Source organism: Pseudomonas sp. AD21, assembly GCF_002878485.1.
Taxonomy (GTDB): domain Bacteria; phylum Pseudomonadota; class Gammaproteobacteria; order Pseudomonadales; family Pseudomonadaceae; genus Aquipseudomonas.
The window spans coordinates 18,608-40,609 of record NZ_NQYG01000031.1 but is presented as its reverse complement, the minus strand read 5'-3'; the positions used below and the strand labels follow the sequence as shown (position 1 = coordinate 40,609).

The following is a 22,002-nucleotide window of genomic DNA, read 5'->3' as shown; positions in this document are numbered from 1 at the left end:
GGTGCGACCTAGAAATCGCGCTTGTAGAAGATATCCAGCGAGCTGGCGACGCCGCTCGCTGCTTCCAGATAGACCTTCTTGCTCAGCTTGTAACGCAGCGCGATGGTGTTGGCCGGTTCGAACACGCCGACGCCATAACGCAGACTGAGCTTCTCGGAAATGTTGCCGCTGGCGACCACGCTGGTAGTGTTGCCACTGCCCTGGGTGTCGAGCTGGAAATCCTGAATCCCCAGGTCTTTGGCCAAACCGCTGGTGACCCCGGAACTGCCCATCAACCCCAGACCCAACGCCGCTTGCGCGAGCATGTTGTTGTCTTCGCCGTTGGTGCTCAGCGGACGGCCCAGCACCAGATACGACAACGCCTGCTCCTGGCTCATGGCCGGTTCGGAGAAGATCTGCGTGGTCGGTTGCTCGGCGCTGCCGCTCAGGCGAATGCCGGCGATCACGTCGTCGGTCTGGCGAATCGCTTCGATGTCCAGATACGGCTGATCGATGGGGCCGGCAAACAGCAGCCGCGCACGACGCACCGTCAGCCGTTGGCCGTAGGCGCGGTACTTGCCGTCGTTAAGCCAGAGCTCACCACGGGTGTCCATGTTGTCGCCGATGTGCACGTGACCTTGCAGGTTGGCGGTCAGGCCGAACCCGGCAAAACTCAGTTTGTCTTCGCCGACCACCACGTCGATGTCCATCTTCATCGCCATCGGTGGTTTGCCCTCTTCGGTCTGCGCGCCGACGATGATCGTGTCATCGGAGACTTTCACCGTTGATGGCGGCAGTTCACGCACGGTGATTTCGCCTCTGGGCACCTGCACCTTGCCGGCAATCTTCAGCTCATCATCGGCCATGGAAATCTTCAGGTCCGGCGCGACTTCGAGTTTGGCGTACGGCTCGACAGTCACCGGCAGTTGCGTGCCCTTGAGCGCCAGATCGACCACCAGCGCCTGACCCCAGGCGACATTGCCGTTGAGGCTGCCCTGCCCGGTCTTGCCGCTTTTCCAGCCGCCATCCAGACGTACCGACTCACCGGCAATCACCGCTTGCAATTGCAGGTCCTTGAGTTCCATCGGCAGCTCGGCACCGGACACTTCGCCGTCGCTGAGTTTGACCGTGCCGTTGACCAGCGGCGCCAGCAAGCCGCCGGAAATCGTCCCGCTGCCGTTCAGGCGCCCAGTGAGTTTCTCGACCATTGGCACAAACGGCCGCGCCACCGACAGGTCCAGACCGCTGAGACGGAACGAGCCACTCAGCGGTTTGTTTTTCGGCAGTGGATTAAGCTGCGCCTGCACCATCAGTTCACCCAGTTTGCCGCCGACAAAGTTGAGGTCGGTGTCGATGCGCTTCGGTGTGAGTTTGCTGCTGAGCTTGAGGGTCTGGTACGGGAAGTCCAGCCACTGATCCTTTTCCTTCATGCGCAAGGTGCCGCCACTGGCATCGATGCTGACCACGCCGTTGGGGCCGCTGGCCGGCAGGTCCAGTTGCAGGTCGGCGTTGAGCTTGCCCTGCCAGGCGAAGTCTTTGGGCAACCATTGCGCGAGGCTTTCGATCGGGAATTGCTTGAGGTGGTAGCGCAGTTTCGGCTCGGGCATCAGCCGCTGGTCTTCACCGCACAGGCTGGCATTGCCGGACATCCAGCAATGCGCGCCGAAGTTGATCTTGCCGTCGGCCAGGCGTTCCAGTTTGGCCGGATTCTGCAGTTTCCAGTCCTGACCGCCGGCCTGAATATCGCCGCTGGCCAGACGCCCGCGCCAGTTGCCCTGGTTCAGATTGCCGTCCAGGCCGAGGGCCAGTTTCAGCTTCGGCCCGAGCAGGTCGAGGTTGAGTTTCTGGCTCTTGATGTCGCCCTGGGCGCTGGCAGTCAACACGCCGAGGTTGGTGTCACCGGCCTGAATGCCGCTGCCCTTCAGATCGATCTTCGCCCGTTGCGCACTGTCGAGGCTGGCATCGAGGTTGAGGCTTTGCAGGCGATTGTCCTGGAACGCCAGTTGCGAACCTTGCAGGCCGAGTTTGCCTTGCGGTGCTTTCAGCGTCCCGGCGACGTTGACCTGGCCGGTGACCTGACCACGCAGCTGCGGCCAGAGTTGGGCCAGACGCGCCAGCTTGATATCGATCTGCCCGGTGAGTTTCTGTTGCAGATTGCCCTTGCCGCTGATGCTGTTGTCACCGAGGCGAATTTGCAGGGCGTTGAGGTTCCATTGCTCGCCGGCACCGTCAGCCTTGGCCTGGAGGATCGCCGTTTGCCCGCGCAGTCTGCCTTTGAGGTCGAGGTCGGCGGTGAGGCTCAGACGCTCGTTCTTCATTTCGCCTTTACTTTTCAGCGGCCCGGCCAGGGTGCCCGGCAACTCCGCGACCCAGTACGCCGGGTTCAGCGCCGACAGCTCCAGCGCGGTGTCCCAGGCGATACCGTCGGCGAACTGCACGTTGACATGACCTTCGGCCTTGCCCTGCCCGGCTTCCACCTTCAGTTGCGGCAAGGCGATCTGTTTCAGGCTGCCGCTGAACGGGCTGCTCAGGCTGAACGCCCCCGCAGGACCGTCCAGTGCGGCGGCGAAGTTACCGATGTACTGACCGTCGGTGTAGGAGACTTCGCCGGTGAAGGTACGCAACGCGACTTGCGGCTCGTCGATTTCGTTATAGAGCCGATGCCACGGGAAATCCTGCCAGTTGATGTTGGCTTGCGCGGTAAGGCCTTTGCTCCAGTCGACACTGCCGGTGAGCTTGAGACTTTGCTTGTCGTTCGCCGTCAGGTCGAGGCCGGCGATCTGCGCACCGCTGGCGTCAACCATGCCGTTGAGCAGCAGCGCCACCGGGCCTTTATCGGCCGGCAGCGTGGCGTTGCCGTTTAACTGATAACCGTTTTTCAGATCGCCTTCGCCGGTCAGCACCAATTGATTGAGCTGCAGAGTGTCCGGCAGATCGGCGCTCGGGTTGAACGCGTCCGAGGTGATGCGCACCTTGGCCGGGAGGTTTTGCGCCAGCGGTTGCAGCTCGCCGCTCAACTGGCCGTCGAGGTAACCGTGGCTGTCGGCATGCAGGTTGAGGGTTTTCAGCAGATCGCCGTCAACCTTCAGCGCCAGCGTCCAGGGGCCGGTGCCCGGCGACGGCAGGGTCAGGTCGCCGGCAATGTTCAGCGGCCAGTTGCCGGTCGGTTGCAGCAGGCCGGAGAGGTTCAGGCTCAAATCGTCGCGTTGCAGTTTGACGCTGTCGATCTGCAGGCCCTGGGCAGTCCAGTGCGCCGCCAGCTGCAGGCCCTTGAGCTGCTCGCTGCCGTTGAACAGCAGACTGCCAACCTGCACGTCGCCCAGCTCGATCGCCACCGGCAGTTGCAAGTCCGGCAGTTTGACCGGACCACTTTCAGTGGTGTCTGCACTCGGTGGGAATTGCAGGATGACCTGATCTGCCTTGAGCTGTTCGATGCACAGGGTCATGCGGGTCAGGCACAGCGGCGACCAGGCGAAGATCGGCTTGTTCAGCTCGACCCGACTGCTGTCCTGCTGCCACAAAAGATGATCGGCGCTCCATTGTCCGCCGAGGCGACCCTGGAAATTTTCGACCGTCAGGCCGGGCACGAGGCCCAGCGCCCAACGACTGCCCGCCTGCGTTCCGAGTACCGCGCTGATGCTCAATACAATCAACAACAGCAACGCCAGCAGCGTCAGTGCCGCTATTTTCAAACCACGCTTCACAGCTCAGGCCCCATGGAAAAGTGCAGCCGGATGCCGCCATCGTCGTCCAGCGCGTGGGCCAGGTCGAGGCGGATCGGCCCCACCGGCGAGACCCAGCGCACACCGATACCGACCCCGGTCTTGAGGTTCGGCAGTTCGAGTTTGTTGAAAGAGTTGCCCTGGTCGACGAAGGTCGCGACCCGCCATTTCTCGGCGATCGAATATTGATACTCGACGCTGCCGGCCACCATGTAACGCCCACCGATGCGGTCGCCCTTGGAGTTTTCCGGAGACAGGCTCTGGTAGTCGTAACCGCGCACGCTCTGATCACCACCGGCGAAGAAGCGCAGCGATGGCGGTACCGAGTTGTAGCCGTTGGTGGCGCTGCCGCCGACCTGCACCCGACCAAGGAAGCGGTGGTTGTCGAATACGGTGGTCAGGCCTTTGATCAACGCGGTGCCATAGAGCAAGTTGTTGTCCGAGCCGAGGCCTTCTTTCGCCACTTTGCTTTCAAAGGTCAGGCGATAGCCGTTGTGCGGGTCGATGCGGTTGTCGCTCTTCAGGTACGAATAGCTGATGCCTGGCATCAACAAGGTACTGAGGCCCGAGTCGTCGCCGAGCTGATATTCCTCACGCTGCCATTTCAGCGAGATGACCCGCTGCCAGCCGCTGGGCAATTTGCTGTGCCATTCCGGGCCGAAGGTCAGCAGCTTGCTGAGGGTGTCGGAGCCGTCGATGTCTTCGTATTGATAACCACCGGCCCAGCGCAGTTTGTCGGTCAGCGGCGGGTCGAGCGGGATGTCATAGAACAGCCCGACGTTCTGCCGTGGCGCCGACAGTTCGGCCTCCCAGCCATAGCTGTCGCCCTGCGGGTTGACCCAGTGGCGGGTCCAGTTGGCCTTGATCCGTGGGCCGACGTCGGTCGAATAACCGAGGCCCAGGCCCATGGTGCGCGGCTTGCGCGTGTCGAGTTTGACGTCCACCGGGATCACGTCGTTCTTCGCCGCCGTCGGCGCCGCATCGACCCGCACGCCTTCGAAATAGCCGCTCGATTGCAGGTCGCGGTTGAGTTCGGCGATCAGCTCGGAGTCGTACGGATCGCCCGCCTTGAACGGCACCATGCGCTGCAGCAGGTCTTCGTCGAACGGCGTATCGCCCTCGAAACTGACGTTGCCCAACGCATAACGCGGGCCGCTTTCGTAGATCAGTTCGACGTCGGCCACCCCGGCGCGAGGATCGACCATGAGTTTCTGGCTGGTGAAATGGCCGCTGAAAAAGCCGAAGCGCGAGGCCTGGTTCTGGATCAGGCGTTTGGCGTCTTCATAACGCCCATGGTTGAGGACGGCACCGGACTTGAGCGTGTCGCTGCTCGGCACACGAAAGGATTTGAGGGAGGCGGCAGGCCCGTCGACCCGGAGGGTGACGTTGCGCAGGCGAATCGGCTCGCCGGGATCGATGTTCAGCACCAGGCGCGGTTTTTCACCGCCCTTCACGTCACTGTCGATCTGCGGCTGGTAATAGCCCAGGGCCTGCGCGGCTTTGCGCGCCTGCTCTTCGGCCCCGCGACTGAAGCGCAGCAAGGCTTGTTCGTCACGATCGCCGAGGCTACCGATATAGCCTTCTATATTGGCTTTCAGTTCATCGTTGGACGGTTTGATCCGCACGTCCAATTCACTTTGCGCCAGCGCCGCACAGCTGGTTAACAGCATGAGCACGCCACTGGTAAATCTTCCTGGAAACTTCATAGGGGCGGATGCTATCACGGGCTTGGGAGCGTGATAGAACAGGAAATTTCCCAAGAAGTTCGATTGTCATGCTGTTGCAGTTTGTAACACCTGCGGATTGGCGTGGAAAAATACGTGTTCGCGCACCGGGCCGATGGCAACTTCGCCAATCTCCTCATAACCCTGGCGTTTATAGAATTCCAGGTAACGCGGGTTGCCGGTGTCGAGTACCACGCCTTGGGAGGTTTCGTCGACTGCGCACCAATTGTGCACCGCTGTCAGCAACTGCTCGCCGAAGTGTTTGCCTTGAAACTGCGGGTGAATCCCCAGCAGCGGCAACATGTGCACCGAGTCGCTGGGCACACACGCGGCCACCGCATCGTGATATTCCAGATAACGCCGGGTGCAGCGAAAACCAGTGCTGAGCACCATGCGCAGGCGCCACGCCCAACTCTCGGTGATGCCCAGGCGCCGCTGCGGCGGCGCGATCAGGGCAATGCCGATCAGGCGGTCGTTGACCAACAGGCCGATCGCTGGCAGATCCTGCAGAAAATGCTGTTTGACCAGTTCGCGCACCGTGGCCCGCACGCGTTGCTCATAGCCGGGGCGCTCGGCTTCGAACAGGAAGCCGAAGGTCGGTTCGTGGCGATAGGCCTGATACAGCAGCGATCGGGCTTCACGCGAGTAGCCGCGGTCGAGCATGTGGATGTCGGCGATGGCGGTCTGGGTTTCAGGCATGACGGTGATTCTCCCCCGGGGCGCGTTCAGATGGCGGCGCTCTTGTTGGTACGAACCTGTTGCGGGTGGCGTGGTTCCCCACAGGTATAGACCAAGGCTGGATCTTCATCGACCGAGCGGCCGTCAATCGCGAGCAGGCTCACTCCTACAGGGGTACGCATTCCAAATGTAGGAGTGAGCCTGCTCGCGATGGCGCCATTGCAGACAACACAAATCCCACAACCAAAAATGATTTCTCCCACCCCACACTGGCCCATCTCCCCCATGTCAGCTAGCATCGCCCTTTTGCCAGGACTGCCGACCATGAAGATCGTTTCCTTCAACATCAACGGACTGCGCGCCCGTCCGCATCAGTTGGCAGCGCTGATCGAAAAGCATCAGCCAGACGTGATCGGCCTGCAGGAAACCAAGGTCCACGACGACCAGTTCCCGCTGGAAGAAGTGCGCGCGCTGGGCTATCACGTTTATTTCCACGGCCAGAAAGGCCATTACGGCGTTGCCCTGCTCTCGCGCAACGAGCCGATTGCCATTCACAAAGGCTTCGCCACTGATGAAGAAGACGCCCAGCGCCGCTTCATCTGGGGCACCTTCGCCGACGCCAATGGTGTACCGGTGACGATCATGAACGGCTACTTCCCACAGGGCGAAAGCCGCGACCACCCGACCAAGTTCCCGGCCAAGCAACGCTTTTACAGTGACCTGCAAACCTTGCTGGAAAGCCAGTTCCACAACGAACAGCCGCTGGTGGTGATGGGCGACGTGAACATTTCCCCGGAAGACTGCGACATCGGCATCGGCCCGGACAACATGAAGCGCTGGCTGAAAACCGGCAAATGCAGCTTCCTGCCAGAAGAACGCGAGTGGATGGCCCGCCTGAAAAACTGGGGCCTGACGGATAGCTATCGTCACCTGAACCCGGACGTGACCGACATGTTCAGCTGGTTCGACTACCGCAGCCGTGGGTTTGAGGATGAGCCGAAACGTGGGCTGCGGATCGACGTGATCCTCGCCTCCCACGGCCTGTTACCGCGGGTGAAAGATGCCGGTGTGGACTATGAACTGCGCGGGATGGAGAAACCTTCCGACCATGCGCCGATCTGGCTTGAGCTGGCCTGATCCCGAACTCAACACATTTCCCTTGCAGGCCTTCGCCTGTGGTGAGGGGATTTATCCCCTCACCACAGGCGAAGGCCTGCAATTGGATCCTTGTCATGTTTTGGTCATGCGCCTGACTTAATCTCCCCGGCAATCCCCTTGGCTTGATTCGGTGCCGGCATGACCCTGCGTGTTCTGTTCGTCTTTGTGTTGAGTGCATGGCTGTCGGTGTCTGCCGCCACCCTGCCCATCCCGGAAAACGGCCCGGCACTGCGCATTCAGGGTTCCAACACCATTGGCGCCGATCTCGGCCCCGCGCTGGTCGAAGGTTTTTTGCAGGAACAGGGCCTGTTGAAGATCCACCGCGAAAACCCCGACACCGCCAACGAACAACACATTGTTGGCCAGAACGCACAAGGCAAACGGGTCGTGATTGAAGTCGCCGCCCACGGTTCCAGCACCGGTTTCACCGCGCTGAAAAGCGCCACTGCCGACCTGGCCGCCTCCTCCCGCCCGATCAAGGACAGCGAACTCCTCAGCCTGCAAGCGCTGGGCGACATGAAGAACCATGAGGCCGAGCAAGTCATCGCCATCGATGGCCTGGCGATCATCCTGCATCCCGAAAATCCGCTGAAGCAACTGGACACCGAGCAACTGGCGCGGATCTTCGCCGGTGAGGTGAAAACCTGGGAGGACCTCGGCGGTCGCGGCGGTGCGATTCATCTCTATGCGCGGGATGATCAGTCCGGCACCTACGACACGTTCAAGGAACTGGTACTGAGTCGTCGCGGGAAAAGTCTGAGTGCCACGGCGAAACGCTTCGAATCCAGTGAGCAATTGTCCGATGCCGTGAGCAGCGATCAGCAGGGCATCGGCTTCATCGGCCTGCCGTATGTACGCCAGGCCAAAGCCGTGGCCATCGCTGACGGCGCGTCGCAATCGATGCTGCCGCTCAACAGTCTGATAGCGACGGAAGACTATCCGCTGTCCCGCCGCCTGTTCTTTTATCTGCCGCCTGACAGCCAGAATCCTTGGGCGAAAGCGCTGGTGGCATTTGCGCAAAGTCCACAGGGCCAGAAGATTGTCGCGGCCAACGGTTTCATCAGCCAGACCGTGCACGCGATGACCGTCACCCCAAATGCGCTGATGCCCGAGGGTTACCAATCCCTCAGCCGTCACGCCCAGCGTCTGACCGTCAACTTCCGTTTCGAAGAAGGCAGCGCGAGCCTCGACAACAAGGCGCGTCAGGATCTGGCGCGGGTGTTCGACTATATAAAGCGCCACGACAAGACCGAACGCGCGGTGACACTGGTGGGTTTTGGTGACGAGAAAGACGACCCGGCGCGGGCTGACCTGCTGTCCAAGTTGCGGGCCATGGCGGTGCGGCGCGAGTTGGTGAAGAACGGCGTGGTGTTGCGTGAGGTGCGCGGCTTTGGCGCGCTGATGCCGGTGGCGACCAATAGCGCGGATGAAGGGCGGATCAAGAATCGGCGGGTTGAGGTTTGGGTGTATTGAGCCTGATGTCGGTGTGCTGGATGCACCGGCCCCTTCGCGAGCAAGCCCGCTCCCACAGTTTTCTCTGGCGTACACAAAATTTGTGTTCAGTGGAGATCCCTGTGGGAGCGGGCTTGCCCGCGAAGAACGATAACGCGGTGCTGAATCAGCGCTCGCTGCGCAGCAGCTCCTTCGGCACATATTTGCCGATCTCGAACTTGCCGATCGCCGCGCGGTGTACTTCGTCCGGGCCGTCGGCCAGGCGCAGGGTGCGTTGCATGGCGTACATGTAGGCCAGCGGGAAATCGTTCGAGACCCCGGCGCCGCCATGGATCTGGATCGCCCGGTCGATCACTCGCAGCGCGACGTTCGGCGCGACGACCTTGATCTGTGCGATCTCGCTTTTTGCCACTTTGTTGCCCACGGTGTCCATCATGTACGCCGCTTTCAGGGTCAGCAGGCGGGCCATGTCGATTTCCATCCGCGAGTCGGCGATCTTGTCGACGTTGCCACCCAGACGCGCCAGCGGCTTGCCGAATGCGGTGCGGCTCACCGAACGTTTGCACATCAACTCCAGAGCGCGCTCAGCCATGCCGACCGAACGCATGCAATGGTGAATCCGCCCCGGGCCAAGGCGACCCTGAGCAATTTCGAAGCCGCGTCCTTCACCCAGCAATACGTTTTCGTATGGCACACGCACGTTGTCGAACAGCACTTCGGCATGACCGTGCGGTGCATCGTCGTACCCAAACACTGGCAACGGACGGACGATTTTCACCCCGGGGGTGTCGACCGGCACGAGGATCATCGAGTGTTGCGCGTGGCGCGGTGCATCGGGATTGCTCAGGCCCATGAAGATCAGGATCTTGCAGCGTGGATCGCAGGCGCCGGAGGTCCACCACTTCTTGCCGTTGATCACCCACTCGTCGCCATCACGCACGGCGCGGGCGGCCATGTTGGTGGCGTCGGACGAGGCCACGTCCGGCTCGGTCATGGCGAACGCCGAGCGGATCTCGCCGCGCAGCAGCGGTTCGAGCCAGCGCTGTTTCTGTTCTTCATTGGCGTAGCGCACCAGCACTTCCATATTGCCGGTGTCCGGCGCCGAGCAGTTGAACGGCTCCGGCCCGAGCAACGAGCGGCCCATGATTTCCGCCAACGGCGCATATTCGAGGTTGGTCAGGCCCGCGCCGAGCTCCGATTCCGGCAGGAACAGGTTCCACAGGCCTTCGGCTTTGGCCTTGGCCTTGAGCTCTTCCATGATCGCGGTCGGCTGCCAGCGATCGCCTTCGGCAACCTGGCGTTCGAACACGGCTTCGGCCGGATAAACGTAAGCGTCCATGAACGCGGTCACGCGCTCACGCAGTTCTTGCACCTTGGGCGAATAAGCGAAATCCATGAGCAATTACCTTCTTTCGGCAGAGGTTGTTCAGATCATGCAATCGATGCTAGAACAGCGCTGATAATTTACCTAGCCTATTCTCGGCGTGTATAAACATTCATCACCGATATATGATCCGCTGATTGTCAGCCCATAGAACAAGAGAAGCCGCGTTATGAATCTGAGTAAGGTCGACCTCAACCTTTTCATCGTCTTCGACGCGATCTACACCGAAGCCAACCTGACCCGCGCCGGGCAGATTGTCGGCATTACCCAGCCGGCGGTGTCCAACGCGTTGGCGCGGCTGCGCGAGACCTTCAACGATCCGCTGTTCGTGCGCACCGCCCAGGGCATGGTGCCGACGCCGATGGCGCAGAACATCATCGGTCCGGTGCGCAACGCGCTGTCATTGCTGCGGGTGTCGGTGCAGGAGAGCCGGATCTTCAACCCGGCCCAAGCGGTCAAGACTTACCGCATCAGCATGACCGACCTCACTGAAGCGGTGATTCTGCCGCCGCTGTTCCAGCGTCTGCGCCGTCTGGCGCCGACGGTGATCATCGAAAGCTTCCTGTCCAAACGTCGCGAAACCACCAAGGAACTGGCCGCCGGACGGCTGGACTTCGCCGTCGATGCGCCGCTCAACACCGACCCGCAGGTGCGCCACGTCAAGCTGATGGAAGACCGTTACGTCTGCGCGATGCGCAAGGGCCATCCGCTGGCGGGCAAGGAAAAACTCTCGCTGGATGATTATTTGTCGCTGACGCATATCCATATCTCCAGCCGCCGCAGCGGTCTGGGTTATGTCGATCTGGCACTCGGCAAAATGGGCATTCAACGCAAGATCGCCCTGCGTTCGCAGCATTACCTGATGGCGTCCCAGGTCATGCAACAGACCGACATGGTGATGACGGTGCCCGAGCGCTTTGCCCGGCGTAACGACTTGCATGCGTTCAACCTGCCGGTCAACGACGTGCCGCCCTTGGAGACCCACCTTTACTGGCATGAAAGCACCGATCAGGACCCGGCCAACCGCTGGATGCGCGAGCAGATCATCGAGTTGTGCCAGCAGGTGGCGGCGCAGGAGAAGAAGCTCGACAAGGTGTAGGGCTTTTTACCGCGTTATCGTTTTTCGCGAGCAGGCTCGCTCCCACAGTGGATTGCATTTTATCTGGAGAAACGCGGTCGGAAGTGGGAGCGAGCCTGCTCGCGAAGGGGCCATCAAATACACCACAGATCATCCTGCTTGACGTAAACGTCAACTCGCCATTAGCTTAGCGCCAAGACCTTTTTTCGAGCGCTTTCATGAGCAGCCAGACCTACAGCATTTCCGACCTCGCCCGCGAGCTGGACATCACCACCCGGGCGATCCGCTTTTATGAAGAGCAGGGCTTGCTCAGCCCTGAGCGCCGTGGCCAGGAACGCATCTACTCGCCGCGCGACAAGGTCAGCCTGAAGCTGATCCTGCGCGGCAAGCGCATCGGTTTCTCGCTGGCCGAATGCCGCGAGTTGATCGAACTCTACGACCCGTCCAGCGGTAACACCAAACAGCTCAACAGCATGCTGGCGAAAATCAGCGAACGCCGCGAACAGCTGGAGCAGCAGTTGCTCGACATCGAACAGATGAAACTGGAACTCGACACCGCTGAAGAACGCTGCGTGCAGGCGTTGGAGCAGACGCTCAAGAGTCAGCAGGCGGTTCAGTAAACCTACACAAATCCCCATGTAGGAGTGAGCCTGCTCGCGATTGCCATTTCACATTCAACAGTCATGTTGACTGGTCTACCGCGATCGCGAGCAGGCTCACTCCTACAAGGGTTCTCCACGATTTCAAAAGAGCAGGTCAATCCCATGTCCCTCCCCTCCCAAGTACGCCTGATCGAAGTCGGCCCGCGCGATGGCCTGCAGAACGAAGCCCAGCCGATCAGCGTGGCTGACAAGGTGCAACTGGTCGACGCCTTGAGCGCCGCTGGTTTGGGTTACATCGAAGTCGGCAGTTTCGTCTCGCCGAAATGGGTGCCGCAGATGGCCGGCTCCGCTGAAGTGTTCGCGCAGATCCAGCGCAAACCCGGCGTGACCTACGGTGCGCTGGCGCCGAACCTGCGCGGCTTTGAAGACGCGCTGGCCGCCGGCGTAAAAGAAGTCGCCGTGTTCGCCGCTGCGTCCGAAGCGTTCTCGCAGCGCAACATCAATTGCTCGATCAGCGAAAGCCTGGCGCGATTTGCGCCAATCATGGAAGCGGCGAAACATCACGGCGTTACCGTGCGCGGTTACGTGTCCTGCGTGCTCGGCTGCCCGTATGAAGGCACGGTCGCCCCGGAGCAAGTGGCGGTGGTTGCCCGGGAGCTGTACGCGATGGGCTGCTATGAAGTGTCCTTGGGCGACACCATCGGCACCGGCACGGCAGGCGCGACCCGTAAGCTGTTCGAAGTGGTCTCGGCGCAGGTCCCACGAGAAAAACTCGCCGGGCACTTTCACGACACCTACGGCCAGGCCATGGCCAATATCTACGCCAGCCTGCTGGAAGGCATCGCGGTGTTTGACAGCTCTATCGCCGGCCTCGGCGGCTGCCCATATGCAAAAGGCGCGAGCGGTAACGTCGCCACCGAAGACGTGGTGTACCTGCTCAACGGCCTGGGCATCGAGACCGGTATCGACCTCGACGCCTTGATTGCCGCAGGTCGGCAGATCAGTGCGGTGCTCGGTCGCCCGAGTGGTTCGCGTGTGGCCAAGGCCCGTAGCGCACAGTGAGGGCGAAGGTGTTACCGCTGTGTCCGAAACGTGGGCATAGACGAGTAACACGGAAACAAATTTTCTGGATTGCGCTGAAAGAAAAATCCTTCAAAAAACTCAAACCATTGATTTACAAGGATTTTAAAAAGTTGGCACGGCTTCTGCTATCTCTATGGCATAACAAGAATAAAAAGCAGCAAACCAATAAAAACAAGACGTACCGACTCTGACATAACAAAAACAACACGGCAGAGACGCAGCTAACAGATTTTTTTGGAGAAGGTGTGCTTTTCAGGGTGCTCTCAGGAGTGACCCGCAACCGGGCAGAGAACAATAAAACTACCTTCAGGTAGCTCCCGAATCGGTTGGATCGTTTAACGAGAAAGCAGATCAGCGCTCAAAAAAATACGTTTGCTCTTGACCCCGGATGGGGGTCGCCAAAAACAGCGGTAAAGGGCCACGGTTGCCAAAAACAACAACAGACCGCCTCTCAATAATAAGAAAGAGCACGCGACGACAAAATTAAAGGGGAGCTTCGGCTCCCCTTTGTGCTTTCTGTGATTCCTGAAAATACTCTATCTCCATTGTGGGAGCGGGCTGGCTCGCGAATGCGCGTGCATCAGGTACAAATTTGTCGCCTGACACTCCGCATTCGCGAGCAAGCCCGCTCCCACAGGGATTGTGCTTACCGCTCGATTGTTTTCAGTTCCTCGATGCTTATTTCACGCATCCTGAATTTCTGAATCTTGCCCGTCACCGTCATCGGAAACTCTTCGACGAACTTGAAGTAACGCGGCGTCTTGAAGTGCGCGATGCGCTCCTTGCACCAGGTTTGCAGCTCCAGCTCGGAGGCATTGTGGCCGGGGTGGAATTTGATCCAGGCGACAATCTCCTCGCCGTAACGCGAGCACGGAATGCCGATCACCTGCACGTCCGCCACCGCCGGATGAGTGAAGAAGAACTCCTCCAGTTCACGCGGGTAAACGTTCTCGCCACCGCGAATGATCATGTCCTTGTTACGCCCGGCGATGTTCACGTAACCCTCATCGTTCATGCTCGCCAGGTCGCCGGTGTGCATCCAGCCGGCCTCATCGATGGCCTCGGCGGTGGCCTGCGGGTTGTTCCAGTAACCGAGCATTACGCTGTAACCACGGGTGCACAGCTCGCCGATGGTGCCGCGTGGCACTGGATTGCCGGCCTCGTCGATGATTTTGCTTTCGAGTTGTGGCTGGGTGCGGCCGACGGTGGTGACGCGCAGTTCCAGTTCATCTGCCGGCCCGGTTTGCAGCGACACCGGGCTGGTTTCGGTCATGCCGTAGGCAATCTGCACTTCGCTCATGTGCATCTCGCTGATGACCCGGCGCATCACCTCGATCGGGCACGTGGCACCGGCCATGATCCCGGTGCGCAGGCTCGACAGATCGAAGTCGGCACGCAGCGGTTGATCGAGCATGGCGATGAACATGGTCGGCACGCCATAGAGGCCGGTGGCCTGTTCTTCAGCGACGGTTTGCAGGGTCAGTAGCGAATCGAAAGCGTCATTGGGATAAATCATCGTACTGCCGTGGGTGATGCAGCCGAGATTGCCCATGACCATGCCGAAGCAGTGGTACAGCGGCACCGGGATCACCAGGCGGTCGCTCGGGGTCAGGCCGAGGCTTTCGCCGACCATGTAACCGTTATTGAGGATGTTGTAGTGACTGAGGGTCGCGCCCTTGGGGAAACCGGTGGTGCCGGAGGTGTACTGAATGTTCACCGGTTGATCGAAGTGCAGGCTGTCGCTGCGTTCACTGAGTTGTTTGGCAGAGACGCTGCTCGCCATATCAGTCAGTTGCGACCACGGCAGGAAACCTGACGGCGGCTGCGGATCGAGGCTGATCACCCCGCGCAACTCAGGCAAACGTTCACTGCGCAGTTGGCCAATGGATTGCTCGGCCAGTTCCGGCACTAACCCTTGCAACATGCCGTGATAGTTCGAGGACTTGAACGCCCCGGCGCACACCAGCCACTGGCAGCCGGACTGTTTGAGCACGTACTCCAGTTCGGAGCTGCGGTAGGCCGGGTTGATGTTGACCAGAATTACGCCGATTTTCGCCGTGGCGATTTGTGTGATGCACCACTGCGCGCAGTTTGGCGCCCAGATGCCAAGCCGATCCCCCGCCTGCAAACCCAGCGCCAGCAAAGCTCTGGCGTGCAGATCCACCGTGTCGGCCAGTTGCCGCCAGGAGTAGCGCAACTGCTGATGACGCACCACCAGCGCTTCGCCGTCGGGGTATTGCGCCACCGTCTGGTCGAACTGCTGCCCGATGGTCATCGCCAGCAAGGCTTTGTCCTGGGAACCACGGGTGTAGCTGCGCTGCGGGTTTGCACTGGGTTGATCCATGACGACCCCTATTGTCTTTATTAGTGGGTTTACCGGATTGCACTTTTTGCGGGGAGCTTTGTGGTTGGCCTTTGTGGCGAGGGGATTTATCCCCGTTGGGTGGCGAAGCCGCCCCTGCATATCTCCTGACAAATCAGATTTACAGATTTCACGACTGCTTCGCAGCCGAACGGGGATAAATCCCCTCACCACAAAAGCCCGCTCCCACAAAAAAAGCATTCCGTTTTCAATCTTGAACTGCCCCTACTCTCGCTCAAGTTGACGTTAACGTAAAGGGTGATTGACAGCCATTCATCACAGGCTTACGTTAACGTAAAGGTGAGAGCCGAATGACTGCCCTCCCCGCCCTACAAAAAAGCCAAAAGGTGACCCATGAGCTATCCATCCCTGAACTTCGCCCTCGGTGAAACCATCGACATGCTGCGCGATCAGGTTCAGTCCTTTGTCGCCAAAGAGGTCGCTCCGCGCGCCGCGCAGATCGACAGCGACAACCTGTTCCCGGCCGACATGTGGCGCAAGTTTGGTGACATGGGCCTGCTCGGCATCACCGTCCCGGAAGAGTACGGTGGCGCGGGCCTGGGTTACCTGGCGCACGTGGTGGCGATGGAAGAAATCAGCCGCGGTTCGGCCTCGGTGGCACTGTCCTACGGCGCGCATTCCAACCTCTGCGTCAACCAGATCAACCGCAACGGCAACCACGAACAGAAAACCAAATACCTGCCGAAACTGATCAGCGGCGAACACGTCGGCGCCCTCGCCATGAGCGAGCCAAACGCCGGTTCCGACGTGGTTTCGATGAAACTGCGCGCCGACAAACGCGGCGATCGTTTCGTCCTCAATGGCAGCAAAACCTGGATCACCAATGGCCCCGACGCCAACACCTACGTGATCTACGCCAAAACCGACCTGGAAAAGGGCCCGCACGGCATCACCGCGTTCATCGTCGAGCGCGACTGGAAAGGCTTCAGCCGCAGCAACAAGTTCGACAAGCTCGGCATGCGCGGCTCCAACACCTGCGAGCTGTTCTTCGATGACGTCGAAGTGCCGGAAGAAAACATCCTCGGCGTACTCAACGGCGGCGTGAAAGTGCTGATGAGCGGCCTCGATTACGAGCGTGTGGTTCTCTCGGGTGGCCCGACCGGGATCATGCAGTCGTGCATGGATCTGATCGTGCCGTACATCCACGACCGCAAACAGTTCGGCCAGAGCATCGGCGAATTCCAGCTGATCCAGGGCAAAGTCGCTGACATGTACACCCAGCTCAACGCCAGCCGCGCCTATCTGTACGCGGTGGCCCAGGCTTGCGAGCGCGGCGAAACCACCCGTAAAGACGCCGCCGGGGTGATCCTTTACACCGCCGAGCGCGCCACACAAATGGCCCTCGACGCGATCCAGATTCTGGGCGGCAATGGTTACATCAACGAATTCCCGGCCGGGCGTCTGCTGCGTGACGCCAAGCTGTACGAAATCGGTGCCGGCACCAGTGAGATCCGCCGCATGCTGATCGGCCGCGAACTGTTCAACGAAACGAAATGAATTTCGTCAGCTGCGAACTGCAAGTTTCAAGCTGCGAGGGAACAGCTTTAGCTTGCCGCTCATAGCTGCTTACGGAGTAAGCCATGATCCTGCATACCCAGCTCAATCCCCGTTCAGCAGAGTTCGCCGCCAACAGCGCGGCGATGCTCGAACAGGTCGACGCCCTGCACACCCTGCTCGCCCAAGTGGCGCAGGGTGGCGGCGCGAAAGCCCAGGAACGTCACACCTCGCGGGGCAAACTGCTGCCGCGTGAGCGGATCAATCGTCTGCTCGACCCCGGATCACCCTTCCTGGAAATCAGCCAGCTCGCCGCGCACGCGGTGTATGGCGAAGACGTACCAGCAGCAGGCGTGATCGCCGGGATCGGCCGGGTCGAAGGCGTCGAGTGCATGATCGTCGCCAACGACGCGACGGTGAAGGGCGGCTCGTACTACCCGCTGACCGTGAAAAAACACCTGCGCGCGCAGACTATCGCCCAGCAGAACCGTCTGCCGTGCATTTATCTGGTGGACTCGGGCGGCGCCAACCTGCCGCGTCAGGACGAGGTGTTCCCGGATCGCGAACACTTCGGCCGGATCTTTTTCAACCAGGCCAATATGAGTGCCATGGGCATCCCGCAGATCGCCGTGGTCATGGGCTCGTGCACCGCTGGCGGCGCGTATGTGCCGGCGATGGCGGACGAAGCGATCATGGTGCGCAACCAAGCGACGATCTTCCTCGCCGGCCCACCGCTGGTGAAAGCTGCGACCGGTGAAGTGGTGAGCGCTGAAGACCTCGGCGGTGCCGATGTGCACTGCAAGATTTCCGGGGTGGCCGACCATTACGCAGAGAGCGACGAACACGCCCTCGCCCTCGCCCGCCGCAGCGTTGCCAACCTCAACTGGCGCAAGCTCGGCGAGGTGCAACAACGCACGCCGATTGCGCCGCTGTACGCCAGCGATGAGTTGTATGGGGTGGTCTCGGCCGACGCCAAGCAGCCGTTCGACGTGCGCGAAGTGATTGCGCGGCTGGTCGACGGCTCGGTGTTCGATGAATTCAAGGCGCTGTTCGGCACCACGCTGGTCTGTGGTTTTGCCCACCTGCACGGCTACCCGATCGCGATCCTCGCCAACAACGGCATCCTCTTCGCCGAAGCCGCGCAGAAAGGTGCGCACTTTATCGAACTGGCCTGCCAGCGCGGTATCCCGCTGCTGTTTTTGCAGAACATCACCGGCTTCATGGTTGGGCAGAAATACGAGGCCGGCGGCATCGCCAAGCACGGCGCAAAACTGGTGACGGCGGTGGCCTGCGCCAAGGTGCCGAAATTCACCGTGATCATCGGCGGCAGCTTCGGCGCCGGTAACTACGGCATGTGCGGGCGGGCTTACGATCCGCGCTTCCTGTGGATGTGGCCGAATGCGCGCATCGGCGTGATGGGTGCCGAGCAGGCCGCCGGCGTGCTGGTGCAAGTCAAGCGTGAACAGGCTGAACGCAGCGGCCAGGCCTTCAGCGCCGAGCAGGAAGCCGAGATCAAGCAACCGATCCTCGACCAGTACGAAGAGCAGGGTCACCCCTACTACTCCAGCGCACGACTGTGGGACGACGGCGTCATCGACCCGGCGCAGACCCGCGATGTGCTGGCCCTGGCCTTGTCCGCGTCGTTGAACGCGCCTATCGAACCGAGCCGCTTCGGCGTGTTCCGGATGTGATCGGGAGAATCTCATGAGTGATTTCAACACCCTCGAACTGCAGAGCGACCCACGGGGTTTCGCGACGCTGTGGCTCAACCGCGCCGAAAAGAACAACGCGTTCAACGCCGAGATGATCCGCGAGCTGATCCTCGCTCTCGACAAGGTGGCCAGTGACGCCAGCCTGCGTTTTCTGCTGGTGCGCGGCCGCGGCAAACACTTCAGCGCCGGCGCCGACCTGGCATGGATGCAGCAATCGGCCGAGCTCGATTACCACACCAATCTCGACGACGCCCGCGAACTGGCGGAGCTGATGTACAACCTCGCCAAGCTGAAAATCCCGACCCTGGCCGTGGTGCAAGGCGCGGCGTTTGGCGGCGCGCTGGGCCTGATCAGTTGCTGCGACATGGCGATTGGCGCCGATGACGCGCAATTCTGCCTGTCGGAAGTGCGCATCGGTCTGGCACCAGCGGTGATCAGTCCGTTCGTGGTGCAGGCCATTGGCGAACGCGCCGCCCGTCGTTACGCGCTGACCGCCGAACGCTTCGGTGGGCAGCGGGCGCGGGAGATCGGTTTGCTGTCCGAGAGCTACCCGGCCGCCGAGCTTGATCAAGCCGTCGAGCAATGGATCGATAACTTGCAGCTCAACAGCCCCGCCGCGATGCGCGCCAGCAAAGACCTGCTGCGCGAAGTCGGCAACGGTGCGCTGACTCCGGCCCTGCGCCGCTACACCGAAAACGCCATCGCCCGCATCCGCGTCAGCCCTGAAGGCCAGGAAGGCTTGCGCGCCTTCCTGCAAAAACGTGCACCCAGCTGGCAAGCCGCAACCACCACCAAGGAGCCGCGTTGATGAACGCACCTGTTCTCACCACCCTGCTGGTGGCCAACCGTGGCGAAATCGCGTGCCGGGTCATGCGTACCGCCAAGGCGCTGGGCCTGACCACCGTTGCCGTGCACAGCGCCACCGACCGCGAAGCACGGCACAGCCGGGAAGCGGATATCCGTGTCGACCTGGGCGGCAGCAAAGCCGCCGACAGCTATCTGCAAATCGACAAACTGATCGCGGCGGCCAAGGCCAGCGGCGCGCAGGCGATTCACCCAGGTTATGGCTTTCTGTCGGAGAACGCCGGTTTCGCTCGTGCTATTGAACAGGCAGGACTGATTTTCCTCGGCCCGCCCGCTTCGGCCATCGACGCCATGGGCAGCAAGTCTGCGGCCAAGGCCTTGATGGAAACCGCTGGCGTGCCGCTGGTGCCGGGCTACCACGGCGAAGCGCAGGATCTGGAAACCTTCCGCGATGCCTGTGAACGCATTGGCTATCCGGTGCTGCTCAAGGCCACTGCCGGTGGCGGCGGCAAGGGCATGAAAGTGGTCGAGGATGTCAGCCAGTTGGCCGAAGCCCTGGCCTCGGCCCAGCGTGAGGCGCAGTCGTCGTTCGGCGATTCGCGGATGCTGGTGGAGAAATACCTGCTCAAACCACGTCACGTGGAAATCCAGGTGTTCGCCGACCAGCACGGCAACTGCCTGTACCTCAACGAGCGTGACTGCTCGATCCAGCGCCGCCATCAGAAAGTCGTCGAAGAAGCCCCGGCGCCAGGTCTGACCCCGCAGCTGCGCCGCGCCATGGGCGAAGCGGCGGTGCGTTCGGCACAGGCGATCGGTTACGTCGGCGCCGGCACCGTGGAGTTCCTGCTCGATGCGCGGGGTGAGTTTTTCTTCATGGAAATGAACACGCGCCTGCAAGTTGAGCACCCGGTCACAGAAGCAATCACCGGCCTCGATCTGGTGGCGTGGCAGATTCGTGTAGCGCGCGGTGAAGCGTTGCCGATCACCCAGGATCAGGTGCCGCTCAATGGCCATGCGATTGAAGTGCGGCTGTATGCCGAAGACCCATCGAATGACTTCCTGCCCGCGACCGGGCGTCTGGAACTGTATCGTGAATCGGCTGCTGGCCTGGGACGACGGGTCGATAGCGGGGTTGAAGAAGGCGATGAGATTTCGCCGTTCTACGACCCAATGCTCGGCAAGCTGATTGCCTGGGGCGAGGATCGTGAACAGGCACGCCTGCGACTGTTGAGCATGCTCGATGAGTTCGCGATTGGCGGTTTGAAGACCAACATCAACTTCCTGCGGCGGATCATCGCGCATCCGGCCTTTGCCGCGGCGGAGCTGGATACCGGGTTTATTCCGCGCCATCAGGAACAGCTGTTGCCGGCGCCGGGTGAGCTCAGCGATGAGTTCTGGCAGACCGCCGCGCAGGCGTTCGCGCAGAGTCTGTCGGGCGCAGTACGGGCCGACGATCCGGGTTCGCCATGGGCGCTGAACAATGGTTTGCGCGCAGGTCTGCCGACGGAAATCACCTTGCACTTGAGCTGCGAAGGTCAGGATCGGGCGTTGACCTTGAGCACTGCTGGCAACGCCAAACTGTCGAGCGAAGCACTGGTGGTCGAGCACGACGGTGTGCGCCGTACCTTGCGTGCCATTCGCCAGGGCGATGGGTTGTACCTGCAATGGGACGGTGAACTGCGCCGCATCGAAACCTACGACCCGATCAGCGCCGTCGACGCCAGCCACAGCCATCAGGGTGGACTGACTGCACCAATGAACGGCAGCATCGTGCGAGTGTTGGTGGAGGCCGGGCAAGCGGTCGAGGCCGGTGCGCAACTGGTGGTGCTGGAGGCGATGAAGATGGAGCACAGCATCCGTGCGCCCCATGCGGGAGTGATCAAGGCGCTGTATTGCCAGGAAGGCGAAATGGTTGGCGAAGGCAGCGCCTTGGTTGAACTGGAAGCGGTGTAAATGAGCAGATCGATCCTACGCCCGGCGAGGATCGATCTGACTAGTAACGCGCCGTTGCCTGAACCACGACACCGATGATTCGACACTCGTCGGTGAACAGGGCTTTCGGCCAGGTCGGATTGAGCGGTACCAGGTAACGCTGGCCGCCCTCTTCGTCCAGTTTGCGGAAGATCGCTTCTTCGCTGTCCTGCCACTGGGCGATCACCAGTTTGCCGGGTACCGCTTCCACCTCCGGATCCACCAGAATCAGCATGCCTTCGGCAATGCTCTGGCCGGTGGGTGCGGTCATCGAGTCCCCCGCCACCGTGAGCCAGAACGCCGCACCACGGGCATGATAATCCGTCAGTTCGAAGCGCGGCTTGTCCTGCGTCGGGGTATAGGCCGTGGCTGCACTTTCGCGTGTTTCGCACGAGGTGCGCCAGTCGCTGACCGGGTAGCGAAAGTACGGGTTGTACTTCTGCGCCAGTGGCATTTCGTCATCCGCCGCTTCCTGCGGTTCACGGATCACCAGCACCACTTCGAGGAACTCCATCCCCAGCGCCTGCAACACGCGGTTCATTTGCGTGATGCCCGGTTCGCGACGCTTGTTCAGCCAATGGCCGATGCCGCCCTGGGACATGCCGACGCGCTCTCCGAGCTCTGTTTGAGTGATTTTGAGTTCACTCATCTTGGCCTTGACCAACTCAATCCATTTATCCATGTGGGGCACCTTACGTGGACGCCTTCGGCCAGCAAAACACATATTGTAGTATTTAAATTCTGGTCACAACTACGTACCGTACTATTCTGAAAGCAC

At 60.9% G+C, this 22,002-nt stretch carries 15 protein-coding genes; 9 read left to right on the top strand and 6 right to left on the bottom strand.

The window, feature by feature from the left end; genetic code table 11:
• Nucleotides 1-8 precede the first annotated feature (8 nt).
• The 3 genes from PseAD21_RS18320 to PseAD21_RS18310 all read right to left on the bottom strand — a co-directional run bounded on the left by PseAD21_RS18320 (nt 9) and on the right by PseAD21_RS18310 (nt 6,124).
• Nucleotides 9-3,683, bottom strand: coding sequence for a translocation/assembly module TamB domain-containing protein (locus tag PseAD21_RS18320; RefSeq protein ID WP_102356897.1), 3,675 nt, complete (start codon nt 3,681-3,683; stop codon nt 9-11).
• Nucleotides 3,680-5,407: an autotransporter assembly complex family protein gene (locus PseAD21_RS18315; RefSeq protein ID WP_102356896.1), complete on the bottom strand. Its 1,728-nt coding sequence runs from the start codon at nt 5,405-5,407 to the stop codon at nt 3,680-3,682. The genes PseAD21_RS18320 and PseAD21_RS18315 overlap by 4 nt, the downstream gene beginning before the upstream one ends.
• Before the next feature lie 66 nt (nt 5,408-5,473).
• Entirely contained in the window at nt 5,474-6,124 is a 651-nt protein-coding gene (locus PseAD21_RS18310) for an N-acetyltransferase (protein WP_102356895.1), read from the bottom strand.
• 303 nt (nt 6,125-6,427) lie between these two features.
• Here PseAD21_RS18310 and xthA point away from each other — a divergent pair, with 303 nt between their 5' ends.
• On the top strand, nt 6,428-7,240 hold the full coding sequence (gene xthA / locus PseAD21_RS18300; protein WP_102356893.1) for an exodeoxyribonuclease III: 813 nt from the start codon (nt 6,428-6,430) through the stop codon (nt 7,238-7,240).
• 159 nt (nt 7,241-7,399) lie between these two features.
• Nucleotides 7,400-8,734 carry a substrate-binding domain-containing protein gene (locus PseAD21_RS18295; RefSeq protein ID WP_102356892.1) on the top strand — a complete coding sequence of 445 codons (1,335 nt, stop codon included), beginning with the start codon at nt 7,400-7,402 and terminating at the stop codon, nt 8,732-8,734.
• 145 nt (nt 8,735-8,879) lie between these two features.
• On the opposite strand, the gene PseAD21_RS18290 is transcribed toward PseAD21_RS18295, so the two are convergent.
• A complete protein-coding gene (locus tag PseAD21_RS18290; RefSeq protein WP_102356891.1) occupies nt 8,880-10,109 on the bottom strand; it encodes an acyl-CoA dehydrogenase in 1,230 nt (409 codons plus the stop codon).
• 157 nt (nt 10,110-10,266) lie between these two features.
• On the opposite strand from PseAD21_RS18290, the gene PseAD21_RS18285 reads away from it, so the two are divergent.
• The 3 genes from PseAD21_RS18285 (at nt 10,267) to PseAD21_RS18270 (ending at nt 12,839) form a co-directional block, all read left to right on the top strand.
• The gene (locus PseAD21_RS18285; RefSeq protein WP_027614626.1) at nt 10,267-11,196 is read left to right on the top strand and encodes a LysR family transcriptional regulator; all 930 of its coding nucleotides are present in this window, start codon (nt 10,267-10,269) and stop codon (nt 11,194-11,196) included.
• A 197-nt stretch (nt 11,197-11,393) separates the two neighbouring features.
• The gene (locus PseAD21_RS18275) at nt 11,394-11,795 is read left to right on the top strand and encodes a MerR family DNA-binding transcriptional regulator (protein ID WP_064117756.1); all 402 of its coding nucleotides are present in this window, start codon (nt 11,394-11,396) and stop codon (nt 11,793-11,795) included.
• Between the two features lie 144 nt (nt 11,796-11,939).
• Nucleotides 11,940-12,839, top strand: coding sequence for a hydroxymethylglutaryl-CoA lyase (locus tag PseAD21_RS18270; RefSeq protein WP_102356889.1), 900 nt, complete (start codon nt 11,940-11,942; stop codon nt 12,837-12,839).
• A 667-nt stretch (nt 12,840-13,506) separates the two neighbouring features.
• Here PseAD21_RS18270 and PseAD21_RS18265 read toward each other — a convergent pair.
• Nucleotides 13,507-15,204 (bottom strand): AMP-binding protein, encoded by a 1,698-nt coding sequence (locus tag PseAD21_RS18265; RefSeq protein WP_102356888.1) that lies wholly within the window; start codon nt 15,202-15,204, stop codon nt 13,507-13,509.
• Nucleotides 15,205-15,576: 372 nt separating this feature from the next.
• Here PseAD21_RS18265 and PseAD21_RS18260 point away from each other — a divergent pair, with 372 nt between their 5' ends.
• The 4 genes from PseAD21_RS18260 (at nt 15,577) to PseAD21_RS18245 (ending at nt 21,206) form a co-directional block, all read left to right on the top strand.
• Nucleotides 15,577-16,740, top strand: coding sequence for an isovaleryl-CoA dehydrogenase (locus PseAD21_RS18260; RefSeq protein ID WP_102356887.1), 1,164 nt, complete (start codon nt 15,577-15,579; stop codon nt 16,738-16,740).
• 83 nt (nt 16,741-16,823) lie between these two features.
• Nucleotides 16,824-18,428 carry a carboxyl transferase domain-containing protein gene (locus tag PseAD21_RS18255; RefSeq protein WP_102356886.1) on the top strand — a complete coding sequence of 535 codons (1,605 nt, stop codon included), beginning with the start codon at nt 16,824-16,826 and terminating at the stop codon, nt 18,426-18,428.
• A gap of 13 nt (nt 18,429-18,441) precedes the next feature.
• The gene (locus PseAD21_RS18250; protein ID WP_102356885.1) at nt 18,442-19,257 is read left to right on the top strand and encodes a gamma-carboxygeranoyl-CoA hydratase; all 816 of its coding nucleotides are present in this window, start codon (nt 18,442-18,444) and stop codon (nt 19,255-19,257) included.
• The gene (locus PseAD21_RS18245; RefSeq protein WP_102356884.1) at nt 19,257-21,206 is read left to right on the top strand and encodes an acetyl/propionyl/methylcrotonyl-CoA carboxylase subunit alpha; all 1,950 of its coding nucleotides are present in this window, start codon (nt 19,257-19,259) and stop codon (nt 21,204-21,206) included. The genes PseAD21_RS18250 and PseAD21_RS18245 overlap by 1 nt, the downstream gene beginning before the upstream one ends.
• Nucleotides 21,207-21,246: 40 nt before the next feature.
• On the opposite strand, the gene PseAD21_RS18240 is transcribed toward PseAD21_RS18245, so the two are convergent.
• Entirely contained in the window at nt 21,247-21,906 is a 660-nt protein-coding gene (locus PseAD21_RS18240) for a LexA family transcriptional regulator (protein ID WP_102356883.1), read from the bottom strand.
• Nucleotides 21,907-22,002 lie beyond the last annotated feature (96 nt).

What these genes read in the sequence shown, in the direction of transcription:
- PseAD21_RS18260 (WP_102356887.1), top strand. Translation starts at nt 15,577, where the DNA reads ATGAGCTATCCATCCCTGAACTTCGCCCTCGGTGAAACCATCGACATG.
- PseAD21_RS18310 (WP_102356895.1), bottom strand. Translation starts at nt 6,124, where the DNA reads ATGCCTGAAACCCAGACCGCCATCGCCGACATCCACATGCTCGACCGC.
- PseAD21_RS18245 (WP_102356884.1), top strand. Translation starts at nt 19,257, where the DNA reads ATGAACGCACCTGTTCTCACCACCCTGCTGGTGGCCAACCGTGGCGAA.
- PseAD21_RS18275 (WP_064117756.1), top strand. Translation starts at nt 11,394, where the DNA reads ATGAGCAGCCAGACCTACAGCATTTCCGACCTCGCCCGCGAGCTGGAC.
- PseAD21_RS18270 (WP_102356889.1), top strand. Translation starts at nt 11,940, where the DNA reads ATGTCCCTCCCCTCCCAAGTACGCCTGATCGAAGTCGGCCCGCGCGAT.
- PseAD21_RS18240 (WP_102356883.1), bottom strand. Translation starts at nt 21,906, where the DNA reads ATGGATAAATGGATTGAGTTGGTCAAGGCCAAGATGAGTGAACTCAAA.
- PseAD21_RS18285 (WP_027614626.1), top strand. Translation starts at nt 10,267, where the DNA reads ATGAATCTGAGTAAGGTCGACCTCAACCTTTTCATCGTCTTCGACGCG.
- PseAD21_RS18265 (WP_102356888.1), bottom strand. Translation starts at nt 15,204, where the DNA reads ATGGATCAACCCAGTGCAAACCCGCAGCGCAGCTACACCCGTGGTTCC.
- PseAD21_RS18295 (WP_102356892.1), top strand. Translation starts at nt 7,400, where the DNA reads ATGACCCTGCGTGTTCTGTTCGTCTTTGTGTTGAGTGCATGGCTGTCG.
- PseAD21_RS18290 (WP_102356891.1), bottom strand. Translation starts at nt 10,109, where the DNA reads ATGGATTTCGCTTATTCGCCCAAGGTGCAAGAACTGCGTGAGCGCGTG.
- PseAD21_RS18250 (WP_102356885.1), top strand. Translation starts at nt 18,442, where the DNA reads ATGAGTGATTTCAACACCCTCGAACTGCAGAGCGACCCACGGGGTTTC.
- PseAD21_RS18255 (WP_102356886.1), top strand. Translation starts at nt 16,824, where the DNA reads ATGATCCTGCATACCCAGCTCAATCCCCGTTCAGCAGAGTTCGCCGCC.
- xthA (WP_102356893.1), top strand. Translation starts at nt 6,428, where the DNA reads ATGAAGATCGTTTCCTTCAACATCAACGGACTGCGCGCCCGTCCGCAT.
- PseAD21_RS18315 (WP_102356896.1), bottom strand. Translation starts at nt 5,407, where the DNA reads ATGAAGTTTCCAGGAAGATTTACCAGTGGCGTGCTCATGCTGTTAACC.